Here is a 21,171-nt window from a genome sequence, read left to right on the forward strand (position 1 = left end):
CGGACCGTCACGGACCCCGTACGCGACCGGGCCGGTGACCCCCGTAGGCTGGGCGGGTGACTCTGCGCAGCCTCCACGACCGTTCCGCCCTGGCCGACCGCTTCCGGCGCGATCCGGCGATGCACCTGATGGAACTCGGCGACCTCGACGACCTGCTGTGGCCCCACACCAGCTGGTACACGGTGTCGCAGGACGGCCCGGTGGCGCTGTTGTACGCGGTCGGTGACATCCCGACCCTGCTCGCCTTCTCGCGCCCCGGCGAGGCCGGCGCCCTGGAGGAGCTGACCGAAGCGCTGCTGCCCGTGCTCCCCCGGCGCTTCTTCGGGCACCTCACCGGAGCGGCCGGCAAGGTGCTGGAGTCGGCGTACGCGGTGCAGCCGCACGGCACCCTGCTGCGGATGGTGCTGGCGGAGCCCGACCGTGCGGCGCAGCACCCGCAGGGCCGGTGGCGGCCCGCCGTGCTCGACCGGACCGACCTGCCGGAGCTGCTGGCCCTGTTCGAGCAGGCGTACCCGGGCAACTGGTTCGACCGGCGGATGCTGGACACCGGCCAGTACGTGGGCGCCCGGCACGACGGGCGGCTGGTCGCCGTCGCGGGCGTGCACGTCTACTCGGCCGACTACCGGGTCGCCGCGATCGGGAACGTCACCACGCACCCGGACGTACGGGGGCAGGGCGCGGCCGGTGCCTGCGTGGCCGAGCTGTGCCGGCGGCTCGGGCGGACCGTGGACCACATCGGGCTGAACGTCCGGGCGGACAACGCCACGGCCGTCGGGCTCTACCGCAGGCTCGGCTTCCGCGAGGTGTCGGAGTTCACCGAGGCCACCTTCACCGCCCTGCCGCAGCCGTCGACGGGCTGAGTGGGGCTCAACCCGTAGGCGTACCGGACCATTTGGCGAAGGAGACCCCCGTGGTGCAGGACACCGGTGACCGTCCGCCGGCACTGACCCCGGCGTTCGATGCGATGACGGTGCTGGTGGCGGCCGTCATCGTGCACGACACGGCCAACCACCGCATCGTCCTGCTCCAGCGGGGGCCGGACGCCAAGTTCGGTCAGGGCCTGTGGGACCTGCCGGTCGGCAAGAGCGAACCGGGCGAGCCGATCACCCGGACCGCGGTGCGCGAGCTCCACGAGGAGACGGGCCTCGTCGTGGAACCCGCGTCGCTCGAGGTCGTCCACGTCGTCCACGGCGCCTGGGGCGTCGAGGCTCCCAACGGCTTCCTCACCGTCGTCTTCGCCACCCGCGAGTGGAGCGGCGAGGTCAGCAACCGCGAACCCGGCAAGCACGCTCAGGTCCGGTGGGTCGACCTCGACGACCTGCCGGGCGGATTCGTCCCCTCGACGGGCAGCGCCCTGCAGGGCTTCCTCAGCGGCGGTTCCCGGGTCTCGCTGCGGGGCTGGCGCTAGAGCGGTCCTGACCGGTCAGAACGCGAAGACGGCGTTGCCGTTCAGGGTCGCGGACATGGTGCAGGCGTTGGAGAACGTGTGCTTCCAGGCGACGCGGCTGCCCTGCCACACGCCCTCCGCCATGACGGTGACGGGGTCGTAGTGCATCGGGCACGCCCGGTTCGTGTCCGGGGCGGCCAGCAGGCCGTCGAACGCGCCGTCGGTGGCGTTCAGGGCCGCACAGGCGGCGGCGGGGTCGGGGTGGGTGCCCTGGGCGCTCGGCGCGCAGCTGAGGGTGGTGGCCCGTACGACGGTGTCGTCGCCCTGGGTCACGGTGAAGACCATGGCGGACGGGGCGTACAGGCTCGTGGGCTTGGCCTCTGCCATGCCGGTGGCGCCGGCGAGGCACAGGAGGGCGGCGGCGGAGACGGTGGTGAAGCGGCGCACGACAAGACTCACTTTCGATTTCAAGGTTGAACGCGACACTTACTTGCGATATCGCGTTCCGATGAAGCAGAGCCTGTCGGATACGAAGGGTCACCGCACATCGACGGTCGGTTTACGGACAGAGCGTTCGAATATCGGCGACCGAATGGTCGTTCGGGCAGCTCAAAGGAGGTGCGGCCGGCTCCCGCCGCGGAGCGGGACCCGGACGCCGACACCTGTGACCTGCACTTCTCTCCGCTGTCCGCCGCCCTCGATTCATGCAACGGCCATCCAGCTTGACCGGATCGGACCGGGTCAGCCCGTCCCGCCGGCCGCGGCCGCCTTGGCGGCGATGTCCTCCAGGACGGCCTTCGGGTCATCGGCCGGTTCCACGGCGCGGCCGATGTTGCGCTTGATGGTGTCGCTCACCGCCATCCAGGACGGGTCGTTCACCGGATAGAGCCGGGCGCCGCGCAGCGCCGTCAGGAACTGTTCGTCGTTCTTGCCGATGCCGCCGCCCGCCGGTGTGCGGGAGGCGGAGACGGTGGACGGCAGCAGGTGGTAGCGGCCGGCGAAGTCCGACAGGTGCTTGTCCTGGTAGACGAAGTCCAGGAACGCGCCGATCTGTTCCCGCTTGCCGTTCTGTTTGAACGCCATCATCCAGTCGGCCACGCCCACGATCGGCGGGCTCTCCTGCGAACCGAGCGAGTCCGAGACGGGCATCGAGACGGTGCCGACGCCGATGCCCTTGGCGGCCGCCTCGTGGGCGAGCGAGGGGTAGCCGTTGAGCATGCCGACCTCGCCGCGCAGGAAGGCCGCGAAGGCGTCGGCGCGGTTGAGCTGCGCGGGCGGTACGGGGCCGAGGAGGCCCGGCGTGACCAGGTTGGTCCTGACCCACTGCCAGGTGCGGACGTTCTCCTCGGAGGCCAGGTCGTAGTTGCCGCTGCTGTCGGCGTAGCCGCCGCCGTTGCTGAGCTCCCAGATCAACGCCTCGGCGTGCGCCTCCTCCGGGCCCAGGGGCATGGCGTACGGGAACTTCACGCCCTTGTCCTTGAGCGCCTTGGCGGCGGTCTTCAGCTCGGTCCAGGTCTTGGGGGCGGCGGTGATCCCGGCCTTGGCGAAGAGGGCCTCGTTGTAGAAGAGGAGACGGCTGCTCGCCACGAACGGCAGCCCGTAGAGGGTGCTGCCGACGGTGCCCGCCTCGGCGAGCGGCTGCAGGAAGTTCGCCTCGGCACTGACCGAGAGGAGTTCCTCCGCGGAATAGAGCTTGCCCTGCGCGGCGAAGTCCGAGTAGGAGCCCATCAGTGCCATGTCCGGCGCCTTGCCGGCCTTGACCATGCGGGAGACCTCGCGGTCGATGTCCTTCCACGGCAGGAGCTGGACCTCCACCTTGGTGCCCGGGTGGGCGTCGGCGAAGTCCCTCGTCACCTTGTCCCAGAAGGCCTTGGAGCTGGTGGCCGGGGTGTCGCCGTACTCGGCGGCGACCAGGCGGAGCGTGCCGTCGCCACCCGCACCGTCGTCGAGGCTCCCGCATCCGGACAGCGGTATCAGCAGGCCGAGCACGACCGCAGTGGCGGCCGTACCGAAAATCCTTCGTCGCACGGGTGTGTTCCCCTGGTTTTCTTTGGATTCCGTTACTGCTCATGCTCGTTCCGGGCCGGAGTTTCCCGCCGTTGCCCGCTGGCCGGGATTCTCTCCTGTTCATGGCGGATTTGATTCCGCTTGTGCCGCAGGTGTGGTCGATGATCCAGTCAGTCGCCTGTGTTCTCGTACGTTCCGACACCTCGGCACCCGTTCGTCCCGGACGATTTCGGCCCTCAGTCCGCGGTGAGCCGCCCGCTGATCCACTCGAGGGCCGGGGGGATCTCCCGGTTCCAGGTGTTGAAGTTGTGCCCGCCGCTGTCGAGGGTGATCGACGAGACGCGCGCCGGAGCCTTCACCGCCTTGACGAACTCCTGGGTCGGCCCGTGGTTCGACTCGCCCCGCAGTGAGGTCGTGACGAGGAACGAGGACGGCCCCTGCGGCTTGTTGGCCAGGTGCCACAGCAGGTCGGAACGTTTCTCCTCGTCCTTGTTCCCCTGGAAGAGGTCGCCGGAGTCGGCATCGATCTCGGGCTTGTAGTCGGCCGACAGGCCCACCCCGGCCGGATAGGTCTCCGGATGCTGCACCGTCATCTTCAGGGCGCAGTACCCGCCCGTCGAGTCCCCGATGATGCCCCAGCCCCGCCCCGGGGCACCGGCGCGGTAGGCGCTCGACACGGCCGCGGGCACGTCCGTGCCGAAGAAGGTCTCGCTCTTCGGGCCGCCGGGTACGTCGATGCACTGGGTGTTGGCGGCCGAGACGGTGGGCCGCATCATCACCAGGATCATCGGCTGCATCTTCTTCTGCCTGGCCTGCGTCCACGCCGTCTTCGGGTACCGCAGCCCCTTCAGCAGGTTCTCCGCCGTGCCCGGGTATCCGGTCAGGACGACGGCCGCCGGGAACCTCCGCTGCTCGTTGCCCTTCTGGAAGTACTCCGGCGGCAGGTACACGTAGGCCTGGGCGGCGACCCCGGACCGCCCGCCGTGCAGGGTCACCTTCTCGATGACGCCACCCACCTGCGGATTCCCTCCGCCGGGCACGTCCGGGGCCTGCCGGCCCAGTACGTCGACGGCCGCCCCCGCGAGCGGGGCCACCGGGCGCGCCCGGCCGGTCAGGTCTGCCCAGGAGCCGTAGATCAGCATGTCCCGGTTGACCGCGAGCCCGACCGACGCGAACAGGAGCACCTGCACGGAGACGATCAGGCCCACGCGGCCGAGCACCCGCCCCCAGCTCCCCCGCGCCAGCCGGGGCCACAGCACCACCGCGGCCACGAACACCGCGGCCGTGCACAGCACGGCACATGTCAGCAACGCACTACTCGTCAGACCCATGGATCAGCGAAACCCTCTGCGAAGTCTCGGTCCGGACGCATCCGCCCAGAGCACCGCCAACCGGTGCGCACCCGGCTAGAGCGCCTCCGGACGCGATGGGTTCCACCGCATCCGGAACGCGGGCCCCGCATTCATCCCGTCAGCTGCCTCCTGCCGGCGCTCTGGTGGAGACGGTGACGTGGTCGACCCGCATCGGGTGGCCCGGTTCGGTGGCGGGTCCCGGAACCGCGCCGTCGGCCTGGGGAAGGCCACCGCCGATGGCCACGTTCAGGATCAGGAACAGTCCGTGGTCGACGGCCCGCTTCCAGGTCTCCGGGTCCATCCGGTCGGCGGTCACCCGGTGGTGGGCCCGGCCGTCGAGGTACCAGCGCACTTCTTCCCGGCCGGGGGCGAGGTCGACCTCGACCGCGTAGGAGTGGAACGCCGTGCGGCAGCCGTCGCAGGGCTGCGGCCCGGAGGTCAGGCCCGCGGGCTCCTGGCAGGGGCCGCCGTCCAGGACTCCGCAGTGCATGGCGGCGGACACGGTGTCCCGCCCGTTGACGGATTCCATGACGTCGATCTCCCCGACGCCCGGCCAGCCGGTGTATCCGTCGCGCAAGGGTGCCCCCAGGGTCCAGAACGCCGGCCAGTACCCGGCGGCCGCGGGCCCGGTGACGTCGGGCAGGGCGATCGACGCCTCGATCCGCAGGGTGCCGCCGGGCGGCGGTGCGAAGTCGGAGCGCCTGGTCTCGATGCGTCCCGAACTCCACCGGCCGTCCTCGCGGGTGGGGACGATCTCCAGCGCGCCCTTGCCGTCGAGGCGGACGTTGTCGGTGGAGTCGGTCATGGTCTCGATCTCGCCGGTGCCCCACTGGGGAGCGGGGCAGCCGGGGTAGCAGGTTCCTAGGTCGTGGATCCAGTTGGCCGCGGACGGGGGGCTGCCCGCCGGGCCGTCGAACTCGTCCCGCAGCAGCTGGGTCCATCCGGCGGGAACCGGGGCGGGGACGGCGGGGGTGGCGGCGGGCAGGGCCCCGGACTCCGTGAGCAGGCGCTCCAGCCTCGGGGTCAGGACGACGGCCGCCACGTTGGTGAGGTGGGCGTCGTCCCGGTAGAGCAGGATCCGGTCCAGGACGACCGGGCAGGTCGGGCCGTCACCCGGGCACAGGACGGGGTTCACGCTGATGCTCCGTACGCCGGGCAGCGCGCCGGAGGCGATCCGCTGCGCCAGCGGATCGGGCTGGTGGGCGTCCGCGCGGCGGAACGCACAGGCGGCGGGCTCCTCAGGGCTGCCGGAGACACAGGCGGGCACGTCCGTGCCGGGTACGGGGGTGTCCTCGATGTAGACGATGGGCACACCGGTCTCGCGCAGCGGAGCGAGTGTCTTCTCCCAGCCCTCGGCGAGGAGTTGCGGGTCCGTGGTGTAGCGGTTCAGCGAGGAGATCACGATGAGGCGGGGTCTGGGCCCCTGGCGCAGCCGCTCCAGGGTGTCGGCCCGCCAGGTGTCGCATTCGCGGTAGGCGCGGCCCAGCTGGGGGTTGTCCACGGCCAGCCGGGGCAGGGGGCAGCCCTGTTTCACGAACTCCTGCAGGGCCCATCCGCGTTGGGATGCCAGGGCGAGCATCGGGGAGAACCACTGGCCGGCGTGCGAGTCGCCGAGCAGCACGATCCGGTCGGGGCTGTCGACCGCACCGAACAGGCAGTCCGGACTGCGGGTCACCGCCGGGGCGACCTGGCAGGCGCCGTCCGGCGGGAAGTCCTTGCGCGCCTGCACGGGGCCCGGGACCACGGGGCCGTCATCGAGCGGTGCGGCGGAGGTGCGGGTGAGCAGGTGGGGGCCGGAGGCGGCGCCCGGGGGCAGGCCGTTCAGCTGGACCGGTGCGGCGGGGCCCAGGAGGTTCAGCGTCGTGGTGCCGACCACCAGCGCGAGAACGACGGGCAGCACGATGGCGGAGATGCCCACCGAGAGTCCGCGGCGCGGGAGTTCGGAGACGGTACGGCTGCGGCGCAGGGGTTGTTCGACCCAGCGCATGGTGGCGAAGGCGGGCAGCGCGGCGGCCGCCGTCAGCGCGGTCCGCACCGGCCAGCCCTGGGTGCCGAAGCGGGCCTCGGCGAGGACGAGGACCGGCCAGTGCCACAGGTACAGGTTGTAGGAGAGGCGGCCCACCGCGCGGGGGGCCCGTCCTGCCAGCAGTCTGCCGACGCCGTGGGTGCCGGTGGCGGTGCGTTCGCCCCGGCCGGGTATCGCGGCGAGGATGACAGCGGCGGTGGCCAGGGTCGGTACGAGGGCCGCGTGGCCGGGGTACGGGGTGGAGGCGTCGTACGCCACGACGCACCAGCCGATCGCGGCGAGCCCGGCCCAGCCGCACAGCAGCCGCAGGGGCCGGGGGCCGCGCACGAGGTGCCAGGGCAGCAGGGCGAGCAGCGCTCCGACGCCGAACTGCCAGACGCGCGAGGGCGTTCCGAGGTAGGCGAGCGATGCGGAGTGCTCGGTCCACCGCAGGGCCAGGGCGAAGGAGCCCAGGGTCAGCGCGGCGGCGACGAGGGCCACGGCGGAGCGTACGGCGCGGCCGCGGCGGACCGCCCGGGCGGCGCCGAGCACGATCAGGGCGAGCAGCGGCGCCCAGAGCAGGTAGAACTGCTCCTCGACGGCGAGGGACCAGAAGTGCAGGAGGGGGCTCTGGTCGTGCCCTGCGGCCAGGTAGTCGGTCTGCTGCGAGACGAACCGCCAGTTGGCGGCGGAGAGGGCCGCGGCGACGACGTCGTACTCCAGGTCGGCGCGGCGCAGGGGTACGGTCAGCCAGGCCCCTGCCACGGCGACCGCGGCGAGGACGACGGCGGCGGAGGGCAGGAGCCTTCGGGCGCGGCGGGAGAAGAAGTCCCCGATGCGGATCCGGCCGGTGGTGATCGCCTCCCGGACCAGCAGTCCGGTGATGAGGTAGCCGGAGACGACGAAGAAGACGTCCACTCCGACGAATCCGCCCGCAAGGCCGGGTATCCCGGCGTGGAAGGCGAGCACCGCGAGGACGGCGACGGCGCGCAGTCCCTCGATGTCGGGGCGGAAGGCGGAGCGGTGCGGGCTGGGGCCGGATTCGCGGCCGGAGCCGGGGCGCGGGGTCGGGGGTCCGGGCGGCGGGGCGGAGCGCCTTTGGCGGTGGCGCAGGCCGGGTGCCACGGGGAACGGCATGGTGAGGAAGCCTTTCAACTCAGCCAGGGAAGCATCGGGTTGACCCACCCGGATGCCAGCAGGCCGGTGAGCAGGAGGACCGCGGAGGCGGCGAGGGTCTCGGGCCAGCGGCGGGGCAGCATGCCGGTGCGCTGGCCGGGGAGGGCTCGTACGAGGGTGCGCAGTCGGCCGGCGTCCGGTGCCGGGCCGGTCCCGGCGCTCCGTCCGGGTGCGGTGCGGGTGCGCGGGGTGGCCGCCGCCGGGCGCAGTTCGGCGATGAGGTCCCGGATGAGGGGACCGTTGATCTGGCACTGCACCAGGAGGTAGAGGAGGAGCCCCCAGTTGGGTTCCCAGCCGTTGCGGGCGACGGCCAGGGCGAGGCCGGCGGCTGCGGCTCCGTTGGAGAGGAGGAGCCAGACGAGGGAGACGGACACCACCGTGCGTGCCATCCCGCCGCGCCGGCCCGGGGTGGCGGCGGGCCGGGCGCCGGTGGGCACCCAGTCGGCGCTGCGGCCGCGGAGCGTGTGCAGGAAGGCGGTGGCGGCGGCGACGCTCGTGAGGACGTTCGCCCGGATCACTTCGACGCGCCAGCGGGTCCGGCTGATCCGGGGCAGCAGCACGTGCCAGAGCCACAGCGGGGCGAGCAGCGGGAGCACGTGCCAGGGGCGGATCTGGTCCGGGTACCAGAACATCATCACCAGGGGTGGCAGCGGTGCGGCGAAGGTGTTCACGGCGGCGGTGAGGTAGCCGACGATGCCCTCGTAGAAGCACAGGCGCATGCGCCAGGGGGCGCGCATCCGTTTCAGCACGGGGGTGCCGAGCAGGTGGAGGTTGCCCATGGCCCAGCGGTACTGCTGGTTGACGAAGGCGCTGACCTCGTCGGGCGAGGTGCCCTTGGCGACGAGGACCGGTACGTACTGGGTGCGGAACCCCTGCGCGTGGAGGGCGAGTCCGGTGTACAGGTCCTCGCTGTGGTCGAGCCGGGCGAAGCCGCCGGCGAGGTCGATGGCCGCGCGCCGGTAGACGGCGTTGCTTCCGCAGCAGATGGCGGCGTCGCTGGCGTCCCGGGAGGGCTGGATCCAGCGGAAGAACCATTCCTGGGCGGAGCCTGCGGCCCGTTGGACCCAGCCCATGGTCTCGTCGGTGTCGAAGCACTGCGGGCTCTGCACGATGCCGACGGCGGGGTCGGCCAGGTACGGGACGAGGTGGCGCAGGAAGTCCGGTCTGGGTGCGAAGTCGGCGTCGAGGATGGCGATGAACTCGGCGCTGCTCAGGGTCAGTGCGTGGTTGAGGTTGCCGGCCTTCTTCAGGTGTCCCCGGTCGGGCCGCACGACGTACTCGTAGCCGTACGAGGCGGCGAGCGCGGCGACCTCCGGCCGGTCGGCGTCGTCCAGGACCCACGTGGTGAGGGCGCCGGGCCAGTCGACGGCGGCGACGGCCCGGTAGGCGTTGGCGAGGACGGGCAGCGGTTCGCCGCAGGTCGGCAGGTACAGGTCCACCTCGGGCAGCCGGGCGGGGCGCCAGGCGTGCACGAGCACCTCGTGCGAGGGCCTGGTCAGCCTGCGCTGGCGCAGGCTGTTGACGGAAGACAGTACGAGCGCCACGACGTTGAGCCCCAGGACGGCGAGGAAGGCCCACAGGGCCGGGGTGCGCAGCGCGAAGGTGAACATGGTCGCCGCCGTGAACACGAAGGCGAGCGAGGTGCTGATGAGGACCCAGCGGCGTTGCGGGCCGAAGTACCAGTAGAGCTCTTCGTCGGATGGTGGTTGCGGAAGATGATGAAAGGTCATATAGCCCCCCACGGCTGTGTATGCGCCCGTTTCAGGTGACCCAGCCTAGCGCCAAAGGTATAGACCACTTGTTACAGCGAGACCAACAGACGGAATGAGACAGAGGATTGGCGCGTCTCGTGTGGTCCAGACCTTTCGGCGGTCCCATTCGACCGCCACTCCTGTCCGGTTCGGGAAGGCCCAGGTCACGCGGGGGTGAACACCGCCGGAAGACTTGCACACCCGTAGGCCGGCGGTTCGGGAACGGGCCTCGGGACCGGCCGGTGGGCGGCGAAGGCGGCAGCCGCGACCGGGCGCATGATGTACGGCCCAGTCGGCGCAGGGCGGCGACCGGACCCCCGTCCTGGTCGCGACCCCGCACCGCCCTGGCTCGAAACGCGCTCCGGCGAGTCGGTGCGGGGCCGCGCGCAGACGCCTCAGGGGCCGCCCTGCCGTAGACGACCCCGCGGTACGACTCGTTTCGTTTCGCTGGCTGATCATGCGGCCTCCCCACGCCGATGTCAACGCAAGCACCCCGCGGACGGCACGCTAGCGTCTGCCAGATGACATCACCGCCTCCGCGGCAGCCCGACCCCGCACGCCGCAGCACGCAGTCCGCTCGCGCCATCACCACTGCCGCCCTCGAACTCTGCCGCGAGGTCGGTTACGCCAAGGTCACCATGGACGCCATCGCCACGCGCGCCGGTGCGAGCAAGGCGACCATCTACCGCTGGTGGCCCAGCAAGGGCGCCGTGCTCCTCGACGCCTTCATGGAGGCCGCGGCCGACGACGCCGTCTTCCCGGACACCGGCGATCTCGTCGCCGACCTCCGCACCCAGATGAACTCGGCCGTCGCCACCATCGCGGGCCCCGACCTGTGGCCCCACTACACCGCGCTCATCGGCGAGGCCCAGCACCACCCCGAGCTCGCCCAGGCCATCTTCGACCGCTTCATCGGGCCCCTCGAACAAGCCGCCGCCGCCCGCCTGCGCGCCGCTCAGGAACAGGGCGAACTCGACCCGGCACTGGACCCCCACGTCCTCATCGACCTGATGTACGGAGCCCTCTACTACGCCCTGCTCCTGGTCCGCAAACCCGCCGACCCGGCCTACGTCGACACCCTCCTCGACACCGCCTTCCGCGCCTGGAGCACCCCGGGGCCCGCGGCCGGGTGAAAGGCGCAGGAAGCAGCAGGAAGCAGGAAGCGGCCGGCCCGGCAGCCAGGGGCTGACCGGCCGGCCGCGCCGGAGCGGCTCGGAGGCGGGCCGCTACGCGAGCCCGTCGGCGACGAGGCCGGCCAGTACCGCATGACCCAGGGCCTGCACGGCGGACTGCGGGCGGACCATCACGGTGAACTCCTTGACCCGGCCTGTCTCGTCGAACTGGAGCAGGTCGATGCCGTGGATCTGCTTGCCGTCGACCGTGGCCCGGAAGGGCAGGATCACCGCCGGGGCCTCCTCGCCGTCGGTGCTGGTCTCGGCCGCGCCCTCGAAGCGTCCGACGTAACGCAGGTCCTCGAAGACGCGCAGCAGGACCCCGAAGAGGCCCAGCACCATGGGCCTGCCCTCGAAGGGGGTGAACTTCACCGGGCTGTAGAGGCGGATGTCCTCGGTGAACAGCTCCTCCAGCGCGGCGAGGTCGCGCTTCTCCACGGCTGCACGGAAGCGTTCGGCAGTCTCCATGACTCTCCTTATACTCAAGAAATTGAGTACTCATTTTCGTGAGTATGATGCAGGGGCCGACAAGGAAAGGGAAGGGGCTGCGCGATGGCTCTGCGACATGCCGTACTGGCGGCGCTGCTGGACGGCGAGTACAGCGGGTACGAGCTTGCGAAGTCGTTCGACATCGGCGTCGCGAACTTCTGGCACGCCCTGCCCCAGCAGCTCTACACCGAGCTGGCCAAGCTGGAGAAGGACGGGCTGGTCGAGGGACGTCAGGTGGTCCAGGAGACCCGTCCCAACAAGCGCCTGTTCCAGGTCACCGACGCCGGCCGCGCCGAGCTGGAGGATTTCGCAGCAGCCGCGGCGAAGCCCTCGGTCATCCGCGACGACCTCCTCGTCAAGGTGCAGACCGCCGACCGGATCGGCAGCGCGCCGGTGATCGAACAGCTCGACCAGCGGGCGGCCGCGGCCGACGCCAAGATCGAGCTCCTCGGGAAGGTGCTGCGCAAGATGCGCGGCGACGTGGCCGAGGAGGAGTTCCTGCTCCGGGGCGAACGCATCGGCGGGTACCTGACCGGCCTGCGCGGCATCGCCTTCGAAGAGGGCCACCGGGACTGGTGCCGCCGGAGCGCGGCAATCCTCAGGGAAAGGCAGAAGACTCGTGCCGAACGGTGAATACCTGCGCTACGTCGCCCTCGGCGACAGCCAGACCGAAGGGCTGGGCGACGGGGACGACACGGTGGGCCTGCGCGGCTTCGCCGACCGGTTCGCCGCGCACCTCGCGGCCGTCAACCCCGGTCTCCAGTACGCCAATCTGGCCGTACGGGGACGCCTCGCCGGCCAGGTCCGCAGCGAGCAGCTGGGCCCCGCGCTGGCCCTGCGCCCCGACCTCGCCAGCGTCGTCGCCGGGGTCAACGACATGCTCCGGCCCCGGTACGACGCCGCACAGGTCGCCGGGCACCTGGAGGAGATGTTCGCCGCGCTCACGGCCGCCGGGGCCCAGGTGGTGACCGTGACCTTCCCCGACCTGAGCAGGATCGTGCCCATCGCCCGTCCCGTCGGGGCCCGCATCACCGACCTCAACGACCGCATCCGCGCCGCGGCCGGCCGACACGGGGTCATCGTCGCCGAAACCGGTCGGCCGACGATCGTGACGGACCCGCGGCTGTGGACCGAGGACCGGCTCCACGCCAGCCCGCTCGGCCACGAACGGATCGCCGCCGCTCTCGCCCAGGCCGTCCGCCTGCCCGGCCACGACGACAGCTGGACGCTCCCCCTGCCGCCTCAGGCCGCCCCCGCGGGCGGGTCGGCCGTGGCGGCCGAACTGCGCTGGGCGGCCGCGTTCCTCGGCCCCTGGCTGGGACGCCGGCTGCGCGGCCGCTCCTCCGGCGACGGCCGCAGCGCGAAGCGGCCCCGACTGCTGCCGCTGAGCACCACGCCCGCCGGGGACCGGTAGGCGGCCTCGCGCCGTGCCGGGGCCGCGAAGGGGGCAGGGTCGTGCCCTTGTTCCGGGGCGCCGATCTTTCCGCCCCGGCCATTGGAGTGACATGCCGTTTCCCGTGACATCGCCGTGATGTTGAACCGGCCGACGTGCACCTTTCCTGGCGCGTCGTCCAGTAATACTCGGGAGTAATCATGCGTATGCGCTCTGCCCTCACCGCCTCCGTCCTGGCCGCGGGCATCCTGCTGGGTGGCGCCGGTGCCGCCCTCGCGAACGACGGAGTCGAGGCCGAGTACTTCTCCGGCGGGCACAAGGCGTTCGCGTCCACCTGTTCCTCCGCCGCGGCCGTCCCGGCGCGCTTCGGTCCCGCGTACACCTCGAACTGCGCCAGCGAGGGCGAGTCGGAGTGGGCCGAGGCCGGTCGCCTCGCCGCCAACTGACCCACGGCCCGCACCACAGGGGCAGTCGACCGCTCGTGTCGACTGCCCCTGTGGCACGTCGGCCCCCGGGTCAGGCGGAGAAGACCGTGGCCGGGCCGGCGCCGGCCACCGCCACCACCGCCGCCCGCCGGTCATCCGTCCACTCCAGCAGCTGCAGGTCCTCCCGGCCCGCCTTGAACAGGGCCTCCCTGCGCACCCAGAGCCGGAGCAGCACCGCGCCGGGATCCTGCCGGGCAACCGCCTCATCCAGCTGGACCGCGGGAAACAGCCGGCCCAGTACGGGCAGGGGGCCGGGACGCCGGGTCGAGGGCTCCACGTCGATCCCGACCGGGCCGGGTCCGACGGCGGCGGCCGCCAGCCCGTCGGCGTGGCTCATGCTCACGCCCACCCGGGGAAGGCCGGGCAGGTACGGCCGGCCGTGTCCGGGCCGACGGCACCGGGAGCAGAACTGGGCCGGCTCCGCCTCGCGGAGGGGCAGGCCGGTGTACCGGGCGATGCACAGCCGTAGCAGCAGCCGCGCCGCCAGCACGTCGTCGCGGCGGGCCGGCAGCCGGATCGGAGCCAGCCGCAGCCGCTCCCACGGCGCGAGCAGGCCCTCGTGCAGCTCCGGGTGGGCGAGGACCTCCCCGGTGGCCGCCACCACCGCCCATGCCGTCCGGCCCGCGCCTTCCGGTACCCCGCCTTCCGGTACCCCGCCGTCCGGCACCGCGCCGCCGGTCACGGGCGCGGGCTCACCCGGCCGGTGCCGGGACGGCGGCCGGCCCGGCGGTGGTGAGGAAGCGCTGCTGGACGCGGTCGAGCGTGCGGAAGTCGTCGATGGTGACCTCCTGGAGGTCGATGGTGCTGCCGGACATCTCCTCCAGGAGATCGATGAACTCCAGGAAGTCCATGGAGTCGATCAGGCGGGCCTCGATGAGGTCCTCGTCGGACTCGATCGCACCGGTGAGGCCGGGGTTCTTCTCGTGGAGCCACGCGGTAATGCGGTCCATGGGGCGGGGTGCTCCTTGCTGTACGGGGTCGTCGAAGTGTCGGATCGGGTCGGATCAGGTCCGGGCATCGCGCAGGCGTTCCAGGGCCTGCTCAGGCGTGCCGTGGGCGAGGATCATCGCGTGGACCCAGCGTTCGACGCCGAAGGCGACGCAGGCGCTGTACGCCGGTCCGTGGGAGCCCGCGCGGATGTCCAGCCGTTCACCGAAGAAGTTGCGGTGCCGGTTCACGGAGGCGATCGCGGTGCCGTCGGGGGCACTGAACTCGTGCTTGACCGGGTCCAGCGCCATCAGCCGGGCGCGGGAGCCGCCCTTGTCGTAGAACGGGTCGTCGGCCACGGCCCGGGTCAGCTCCAGACCCAGGAGTCCGGCCAGCTCCTGGACGAACTCGGCTCCGTGTTCCAGGTGTTCCACCGCACCCTGCGCCGTGCCGAGGTACAGGACCTCGCGCATGTGGAACCCCCACAGGCGCCGCAGCCCGTCGTAGTGGGTCTCGTTGCGGAAGCAGCGGCCGGTCGCGGAGAGCCGTAGCCCGTCCTCGCCGACGTCCCGGCCGTCCAGGGAGAGCAGCAGGCCGTAGCAGGTGGCGGACGGCAGCAGGTGGCCGGTCGGACGCAGCGGCTGCTCGCCCGGCGGTTCTCCGGCCGCCAGTCCGTCGAAGGCCTCGGGGGCGAAACGCCCTGCCGAGACGCCGAGATGGGGGAAGTTGCGGAAGTAGTCCAGCCGCGCCAGGCCCTCGGCGGAGAGCAGGGGCGGGCCCACCACCTCGGGGGCGGCGAGCCGGGCGGCCAGGCCGGTGAGGAGGTCGTCCAGACCGTGCAGCAGGGCGGTGCGGACCGGGTCCAGGGTGATCAGGCCCGGGCCGGGGCTCTGCAGGCCGCCGTCCGGCAAGGCCGTGATGCTGGGTGTGCTCATGGAATCCGCTCCCTCTGGGCGTGGGTGAACAGTCGTCAAGGGCGTCGGCCGGATGGGCGGGTCGGGAGGACGGCTGCTGCGGCCGCTGCGGCCGCTGTGGCTGCGGCCTGATCGCAGCAGCGAACGGCCGCGGTTGCGGGCGCGGCCGGCCTCGGCGCAGCGAGGAGGCGGCTGACGCTCCGTCACGTTCCGGAGCTGCTCACGAGGACCCTAAGCCAGCAAATCGCACATTGTCTAGACCAACCTGAGGGCATTGACGATCTTCTCGGGCAGCCCGTCCGGGGCGGGGACGCGACGCATTCCGCATATGGGGGCGACACTTGACAGCGCCTCTTGGTCTAAACCAATCTTGCTGAACGGCGTCACCCCGGCACCGCCGCGACGTCACCACAGGGTCCCGCCACGGCGTAGCCGTCCCTCCGTCCTGCCTTTCCCGCCGACCCTCCGCCGAGGGTCTCCGCGTGCTGTCCACCGGCCGAGGAGAAGCGCTTGTCACCGCTGCCTCTTGTCCCAAGACCCCCGTCCCCGCGCCGCTTATCCGCCCGCGGGCCGCGGTGCGGGACGTACCGGCCCGCCGACCCCGACCCCTGCCCTGGAGGGACCGCATGACGACACCCGCCGCACCCCACCGCCCCCGCCGCCCCCGGCCCCGGCTGCACCGGGCGCCGTCGGACCTTCCGTACTTCAGCGCGGACGGCGAGTCCTACCTGGCGCAGACGACCCTGCGGGAGCTGGGCAAGTCCCGTCCCCTGCGGGTGCTTTCCGAAGAGGACTTCGCCCACTGGCAGACATACGGCTACGTCGTCGTCCGGGAGGCGGTGCCCGCGGAGTCGGCCCGGCGGCTGCTGGACTTCACCTGGGAGTTCCAGGGCCTCGACCCCGGCCGCCCGGAGAGCTGGTACGAGGACCGGCCGTTCCGGTCCGAACTGGACCAGCAGCTGCACGTCTACGGTTTCGTCGAGGCGTACCACCACCAGCTGCTCTGGGACAGCCGCCAGGCGCAGCGCGTGTACGACGCGTTCGTCGACGTGTGGGACTGCGAGGAGCTCTGGGTGACCCTGGACCGCCTCAACCTCAACCCGCCCAACGTGAAGAACCGTGACCGGGCCCTGATCGAGCCCACGGACCGGGGTTTCGACATCGAGCTGCACTGGGACATCGACACCACGCTCGGCGTCCCGCCGCAGCGGGTGCAGGGGATCATCGCACTCAACGACACCCGGCCGGAGACGGGCGGATTCCAGTGCTCTCCGGAGCTGTTCCGGCAGTTCGAGGACTGGAAGACCCGTCAGCCGGCCGGCCGGGACCCCCTGCGGCCCGCCGTGGACCGGGCAGAGTTCCCCGTCGTCCGCCCCGAGCTGCATCCCGGCGACCTGCTGATCTGGAACGGCCTCCTCGCCCACGGCGTGGCGCGCAACACCTCGACGGACCAGGTCCGGGCGGTCCAGTACCTGTCGATGATGCCCGCGCTGGAGGAGCACGAGCGGCTGCGTCGCTCACGGGTCGACTCCTGGCGGCACCTGCGGACCCCGCGCTGGAACCGCACCCTGGTCGGCGACCCGGTTCGGCACGAGTCCGAGCGGTATCCCACGGCCACCCTGAACGCGCTCGGCAGCCGCCTCCTCGGGCTCACCTCGTGGCAGGACGCGGGCACGGACCCGGACGCGAACAGGGCCGCGGACGCGGACTCCTCGACGGGCGTGCAGAGCGGAGAGCCGTCGTGCGCCGCGTCTGCCTGACCCTCCCCACCGACCGCGCCTGCACCGAGACCATCGGGGCGGTCGCCGAGGAAGCCGCCTACGGCGCACGCCACTTCGGCGTCGAGGTGCACCTGCTGATCCTGGACTCCTCCGAGGCCCCGGTGCTCGCCGCGCACCGCACGGCGGTCGCCGCCCTGCCCCCGGCGCCCGGCGTGGTGGTCCACCACCTCGACGAGACCGAGCAGCGGACCTTCCTGCGACAGGTGATCGCCCGTTCCGAAGTCGCCGCGCCGGAACGGGTGCTCGGCCTGATGCTGCCTTCGCAGGTCTCCTACGGCGCCTGTACCAACCGCGCCTTCCTGATCGCCGAGGCCCTGGGCTGCGCCTCGGTGCACCGCCGGGACTCCGACAGCCGCTACCAGTACCTCGACGGGGAGCCGGTCTTCCCCTTCCACCACGAGCTCGCCTCCCTGGGGCGGCGGGCCGCCGAGGCCGCGGGGCTGGTGTCCCGCAGCAGGCTGGACCCCGCGTACGCGGACCGGCCGGTGTCCCTGGTCGGGGGCTCCTTCGTCGGTGAGATGTCGGTGGACGTCGAGGAGATCCGCCGGGCCGACCCCGGCATCTACCACGAGGTCATCGGCCTGTCCGTGCCCGCCGGCTATGCGGAGCTCTGGCGCCGGAACCTGATCGAGGAGTCCTTCCGCGGCGCCGGGACCGCCCCGTTCACGGGCGATCGCACCACGCTGACCAGCGTCAACCCCATGCGCGTGGACATGTGCAACATCGGCCTCGACCGTGCGGTCTACGGACGGGTGCCGCTTCCTCCCGCCACCGACACCATCGGCAGCGACTACTTCCTCATCCATCTGGTCCACGACGCCCACCTGCCGGGGATCCTGCACAACCGCCACATCGTCAACTACCACACCGGCGAGCGCCGTTCCGACCTCGGATTCCTCGCCTACCAGGTGCGGTTCGCGAAGTTCCTGCTGTCGATGCGGTACTTCAACGACGTGTACGCCCGACTGGCCGCATCCGGTGAGGCGCTGCTCGATGCCGGGGGCGCCGTCCGCGCGTCCGCCGTCGCCGGATCCGTACGGGACAGCACGCGGCTGGACCCGGCGCCGGACGCCGAACGGCTCGACGTCTTCGACCGCTCCTACCGCAAGCTGGGCGGGCGCTACGCCGAGGCCGCGGACGTCTTCGCCGCCCGCCGCGAACAGCTCCTCGACGGAGCCCGTGCGGACATGGCGGAGTTCGCCTTCCTGATCGACGCCTGGGAGGCCCTGGCCCGCACCAGCGCGAGCGTCCCGCTCCCCGTACCGGCGGGTGGGTGAGACGGCCGTGGCACCGAAGAGCACCCGCACCGTCACCGTCGCCTACGCGGGCGGCGAGGAGCGCCGCGGCCCCGTCACCATGGGCCAGGCCAACATGATCCGCTGCATCCTGCGGGACGATCCCGCGCACATCAACATCCACGACGTGTGGCCCGTGCCGGAGGGGACCGCTCTGGACGCGGCGGTCGACGCCCTGCGCGCGCTGGTGGTGCGCCACGAGGCCCTGCGCACCACCTTCCCCCACACCCCGGGAAGCGCACCGGCGGTCCAAGAGGTCGCGTCCGAGGGCGAGTTCACGGTCACCGTCCTGGACCACGAGGAGCTTCCGCCGGAACCCGCCCGGTACGCCGAGTCACTGGCCCGCGAGGCCCGCGCCGGCCGCTTCCGGCTGGACCGGGACTTCCCCCTGCGCATCAGCCTGGTCGCGCGGGCCGGGGCGCCCGCCTTCGTCGCCCTGGTGTCCAGCCACGCCGTGGCGGACGGCAGCGCGCTCGGCGTCCTGCGGGAGGAATGGCTCACCCTGCTGTCCGGCGCGGAGCTCCCTCCCCTGACGGCCCTCACCCCGCTCGACCTCGCCGCTGAGGAGGCCACTGCGGCCGGGCTCCGCAAGTCCGCCGCGTCCCTCGAGTACTGGGAGCGGATCATCCGCAACGGCCCCCAGGCGATGTTCGCGGAACCCCTCGCCACGGGCACCGACGTGCGGGTGGCGCAGCTGACCCTCCGGTCGGAGCGAGGTGCCCGGGCGCTGGCCCTCGTGGCGGAGCGCACCGGCAGCCTCCCCTCCACCGTGCTCCTGACGGCGTGGTGCTCGCTCATCGCCCACCGGGCCGGGCAGAGCACCTGCGTCGCCGCCGTGCCGACCTCCAACCGGTTCCTGCCGCGGCTGGCCCGCTCGGTGAACACCGTGTCCCAGGACGCGCTGCTCTCCCTCGACGTCCGGGTCCCGTCCTTCGACGCGCTGCTGCGCAAGGCGTGGGGAGCGGCGCTCGACGCCTACCGGCACAGCCGCTTCGACTCCCTCGCCCTGTGGGAGATGATCGGCCGGGTCACCTTCGAGCGCGGCAGCCATTTCGCCCGCGACGTCGTGTTCAACGACGTGAGCAGCCTCGCCTCCACCGTCACCTCCACCGTCGCCGCAGCCGCGCAGGACGGCGCCGAGGCGGGACCGGAGCTGAGCTGGGGCCCGTACCAGGTCCTCCCCACCCGGGTCCTGGCCTTCGCCTACGGGACGGCGCCGCTGCTCCACCTCAGCATGTGGGCCGACCCCGCGCTGTTCCCCCGGCACGAGGCCGAAGGCTTCCTCACCGGTCTGGTACGGCTGCTGGAGGCGGCCGCCACCGAGGACGTGCCGTTCGCCTCGCTCACCGAGGTGACGGGGGTCCGTCCGGTCGGGCGCGAGGCCCACTGGAAGCAGGTCGACGGCTGCTGGACGTCGCCGCCGGCCGTGGCGGACGCCCTGAGCCAGGCCCTCGGGGGCGTGCCCGTGCACGTCACCGTGGACCCCGGGCCCGCGGACGGCTCCGGGCCGGGCCTCACCGCGTTCATCGCCTCCGTCGGTTCGCGGCTGACCCCGGCGCAGGCCCACGCCGCACTGATGGAACTCCTCCCCGGCCGTCCGGGCCTGCTGGCGCCCCGCCGGTACGTGATCGTCCGGGAACCGCCGGCGGAGACCGGCCGGACCAGCGCGTGGCTCCGGCAGCAGATCCTCATGGAAGGGAACGGCCGGGAACGGCGGATGTGACATGACGATGGATGAGGTAACCGTCCCACGGGAGCAGGACTCGCTCCCCAGCCCGTGGCGGTCCAGTCGCTTCCGGCTGTTCTTCACCGCCCGCAGCACGTCCCTGCTGGCCGACGGCATGCTGATGGTCTCGCTCACCACCGCCGTGCTGGGCGCGGGCTACGGGGCTGCCGGGGTGGGCTACGCCCTGGCCGCGTGGATGGCTCCGATCGTCCTGCTGGTGCTCTTCGGCGGGGTGCTGGCCGACCGGTTCACCCCCCAGGTGATGATGGTCGGCGCCGATGCGGTGCGGATGGTGGCCATGCTCGCGCTCGCGGCGCTGCTGGTCGGATCCGATGTACGGCTGTGGCACGTGATGGCGCTGCTGGCGCTCAGCGGCGCGGCGACCGCCATGTTCCAGCCGGGCCTGGCGAGCATGGTGCCGCAGGTCGCCGAGGACATCCAGCGGGCCAATGCGCTGCTGCGGATCTCCGAGGCCATATGCACCCTGATCGGTCCCGGGGTGGCCGGTCTGCTCGTGGCCTACTGGAACGTGGCGGGCTCCTTCGTGGTCATCGCCGCGGCCTACGCGCTCAGTGCGCTGGGCCTGGCTCCGCTGCGCAAGCTCGGCACCGTCCGGGACGAGAGCGACGAGCCGATGTCGCGCAGGCTGGTGACGGGATGGCACGAGTTCCGGTCCCGGTCCTGGCTGTGGGGGGTCATCGCCGTCTGGGCGGTGTACGGCCTCTTCGTCTTCGGCCCGTCCCTGCCGCTCGGTGCGGCGCTGCTCACCGAACAGCACGGGGCCAGCGGGTACGGCTGGATCGCCTCCGCCGACGGCGCCGGCACGATCGTCGGCGGGCTGCTCGGCATGCGGGTCCGGCCCCGGCGCCCGCTCGTCGCGGGGGCCTGCGCGATGTTCTGCTTCGCCCTCAACCCGCTGGCACCCGCCCTGGGGTGGTCCTTCACGGTCACGGCGCTCACCGGTGTCCTGGCCGGCTGCGGCTTCGCCTTCTGGGGGGTCATGTGGGCGACCAGCGTGCAGACCCACATCCCCCTGGCCGTCCTGAGCCGCGTGTCCGCGTACGACGTCGCCGGGTCCATCATGGTCATCCCGCTGGGCCGGGCGCTGGCAGGACCGGCGGCCGACTCCTTCGGAGCGGACCGCGTGCTGCTGTTCTCCTCCGTCATGGGCGTGGTGTGCATCGCCGTCATGCTGTGCGTGCCCGCCATCCGCGGGCTCGGCCGGGTCCCGGCGGTTCCCGCGGGGGCCGCCGGGAAGGCCTGAGTACGGGCACGGGTGCGGGGCCCGCCGCTACCGGCGGGCCCCGCACC

General features: G+C 72.3%; 19 protein-coding genes. 10 read left to right on the top strand and 9 right to left on the bottom strand.

Annotated features, from left to right (window positions below; all coding sequences use genetic code 11):
- Positions 1-56 precede the first annotated feature (56 nt).
- Together IO30_RS0100270 and IO30_RS0100275 are read left to right on the top strand one after the other, a co-directional pair.
- Positions 57-860 carry a GNAT family N-acetyltransferase gene (locus tag IO30_RS0100270; RefSeq protein WP_031137936.1) on the top strand — a complete coding sequence of 268 codons (804 nt, stop codon included), beginning with the start codon at positions 57-59 and terminating at the stop codon, positions 858-860.
- Positions 861-910: 50 nt separating this feature from the next.
- Positions 911-1,408, top strand: a complete 498-nt coding sequence (locus IO30_RS0100275) for an NUDIX domain-containing protein (RefSeq protein ID WP_031137938.1) — start codon at positions 911-913, stop codon at positions 1,406-1,408.
- Positions 1,409-1,423: 15 nt separating this feature from the next.
- On the opposite strand, the gene IO30_RS0100280 is transcribed toward IO30_RS0100275, so the two are convergent.
- The 5 genes from IO30_RS0100280 to IO30_RS0100300 all read right to left on the bottom strand — a co-directional run bounded on the left by IO30_RS0100280 (position 1,424) and on the right by IO30_RS0100300 (position 9,657).
- Positions 1,424-1,774 carry a subtilase-type protease inhibitor gene (locus IO30_RS0100280; protein ID WP_078903661.1) on the bottom strand — a complete coding sequence of 117 codons (351 nt, stop codon included), beginning with the start codon at positions 1,772-1,774 and terminating at the stop codon, positions 1,424-1,426.
- 354 nt (positions 1,775-2,128) lie between these two features.
- A complete protein-coding gene (locus IO30_RS0100285) occupies positions 2,129-3,415 on the bottom strand; it encodes an ABC transporter substrate-binding protein (RefSeq protein WP_051901747.1) in 1,287 nt (428 codons plus the stop codon).
- Positions 3,416-3,630: 215 nt separating this feature from the next.
- Positions 3,631-4,725, bottom strand: coding sequence for an alpha/beta hydrolase (locus IO30_RS0100290; protein WP_031137944.1), 1,095 nt, complete (start codon positions 4,723-4,725; stop codon positions 3,631-3,633).
- A 139-nt stretch (positions 4,726-4,864) separates the two neighbouring features.
- Complete coding sequence (locus IO30_RS0100295) at positions 4,865-7,888, bottom strand: SGNH hydrolase domain-containing protein (protein ID WP_037892596.1); 3,024 nt, start codon at positions 7,886-7,888, stop codon at positions 4,865-4,867.
- A 14-nt stretch (positions 7,889-7,902) separates the two neighbouring features.
- Positions 7,903-9,657 carry a glycosyltransferase family 2 protein gene (locus tag IO30_RS0100300; protein WP_031137948.1) on the bottom strand — a complete coding sequence of 585 codons (1,755 nt, stop codon included), beginning with the start codon at positions 9,655-9,657 and terminating at the stop codon, positions 7,903-7,905.
- A gap of 542 nt (positions 9,658-10,199) precedes the next feature.
- On the opposite strand from IO30_RS0100300, the gene IO30_RS0100305 reads away from it, so the two are divergent.
- Positions 10,200-10,811: a TetR/AcrR family transcriptional regulator gene (locus IO30_RS0100305; RefSeq protein WP_031137950.1), complete on the top strand. Its 612-nt coding sequence runs from the start codon at positions 10,200-10,202 to the stop codon at positions 10,809-10,811.
- A gap of 93 nt (positions 10,812-10,904) precedes the next feature.
- On the opposite strand, the gene IO30_RS0100310 is transcribed toward IO30_RS0100305, so the two are convergent.
- Positions 10,905-11,318, bottom strand: coding sequence for a nuclear transport factor 2 family protein (locus IO30_RS0100310; protein ID WP_031137952.1), 414 nt, complete (start codon positions 11,316-11,318; stop codon positions 10,905-10,907).
- An 84-nt stretch (positions 11,319-11,402) separates the two neighbouring features.
- Between IO30_RS0100310 and IO30_RS0100315 the strand changes: the two genes are divergently transcribed.
- From IO30_RS0100315 to IO30_RS0100325, 3 genes are all read left to right on the top strand, one after another.
- The gene (locus IO30_RS0100315) at positions 11,403-11,972 is read left to right on the top strand and encodes a PadR family transcriptional regulator (RefSeq protein WP_031137954.1); all 570 of its coding nucleotides are present in this window, start codon (positions 11,403-11,405) and stop codon (positions 11,970-11,972) included.
- Positions 11,959-12,753, top strand: a complete 795-nt coding sequence (locus IO30_RS0100320; protein ID WP_031137956.1) for an SGNH/GDSL hydrolase family protein — start codon at positions 11,959-11,961, stop codon at positions 12,751-12,753. The genes IO30_RS0100315 and IO30_RS0100320 overlap by 14 nt, the downstream gene beginning before the upstream one ends.
- 179 nt (positions 12,754-12,932) lie before the next feature.
- Positions 12,933-13,178 carry a hypothetical protein gene (locus tag IO30_RS0100325; RefSeq protein WP_157853052.1) on the top strand — a complete coding sequence of 82 codons (246 nt, stop codon included), beginning with the start codon at positions 12,933-12,935 and terminating at the stop codon, positions 13,176-13,178.
- A gap of 70 nt (positions 13,179-13,248) precedes the next feature.
- On the opposite strand, the gene IO30_RS0100330 is transcribed toward IO30_RS0100325, so the two are convergent.
- The 3 genes from IO30_RS0100330 to IO30_RS0100340 are packed head-to-tail and all read right to left on the bottom strand — an operon-like array spanning position 13,249 to position 15,079.
- On the bottom strand, positions 13,249-13,899 hold the full coding sequence (locus IO30_RS0100330; RefSeq protein WP_078904462.1) for a 4'-phosphopantetheinyl transferase family protein: 651 nt from the start codon (positions 13,897-13,899) through the stop codon (positions 13,249-13,251).
- Positions 13,900-13,909: 10 nt separating this feature from the next.
- The gene (locus IO30_RS0100335) at positions 13,910-14,167 is read right to left on the bottom strand and encodes a hypothetical protein (protein WP_031137960.1); all 258 of its coding nucleotides are present in this window, start codon (positions 14,165-14,167) and stop codon (positions 13,910-13,912) included.
- 54 nt (positions 14,168-14,221) lie between these two features.
- Positions 14,222-15,079 (bottom strand): class-II aminoacyl-tRNA synthetase family protein, encoded by an 858-nt coding sequence (locus tag IO30_RS0100340; RefSeq protein ID WP_031137962.1) that lies wholly within the window; start codon positions 15,077-15,079, stop codon positions 14,222-14,224.
- A gap of 605 nt (positions 15,080-15,684) precedes the next feature.
- Between IO30_RS0100340 and IO30_RS0100345 the strand changes: the two genes are divergently transcribed.
- The 4 genes from IO30_RS0100345 to IO30_RS0100360 are packed head-to-tail and all read left to right on the top strand — an operon-like array spanning position 15,685 to position 21,124.
- Complete coding sequence (locus IO30_RS0100345) at positions 15,685-16,818, top strand: phytanoyl-CoA dioxygenase family protein (protein WP_031137964.1); 1,134 nt, start codon at positions 15,685-15,687, stop codon at positions 16,816-16,818.
- On the top strand, positions 16,800-18,116 hold the full coding sequence (locus tag IO30_RS0100350) for a DUF6271 family protein (protein ID WP_031137966.1): 1,317 nt from the start codon (positions 16,800-16,802) through the stop codon (positions 18,114-18,116). The genes IO30_RS0100345 and IO30_RS0100350 overlap by 19 nt, the downstream gene beginning before the upstream one ends.
- Positions 18,117-18,123: 7 nt before the next feature.
- Positions 18,124-19,857, top strand: a complete 1,734-nt coding sequence (locus IO30_RS0100355) for a condensation domain-containing protein (RefSeq protein ID WP_237403282.1) — start codon at positions 18,124-18,126, stop codon at positions 19,855-19,857.
- A gap of 1 nt (position 19,858) precedes the next feature.
- Positions 19,859-21,124 (top strand): MFS transporter, encoded by a 1,266-nt coding sequence (locus IO30_RS0100360; RefSeq protein ID WP_031137970.1) that lies wholly within the window; start codon positions 19,859-19,861, stop codon positions 21,122-21,124.
- The last annotated feature ends 47 nt before the right edge of the window (positions 21,125-21,171 follow it).

The sequence above is a fragment of the Streptomyces xanthophaeus genome, assembly GCF_000725805.1.
GTDB lineage: Bacteria > Actinomycetota > Actinomycetes > Streptomycetales > Streptomycetaceae > Streptomyces > Streptomyces xanthophaeus.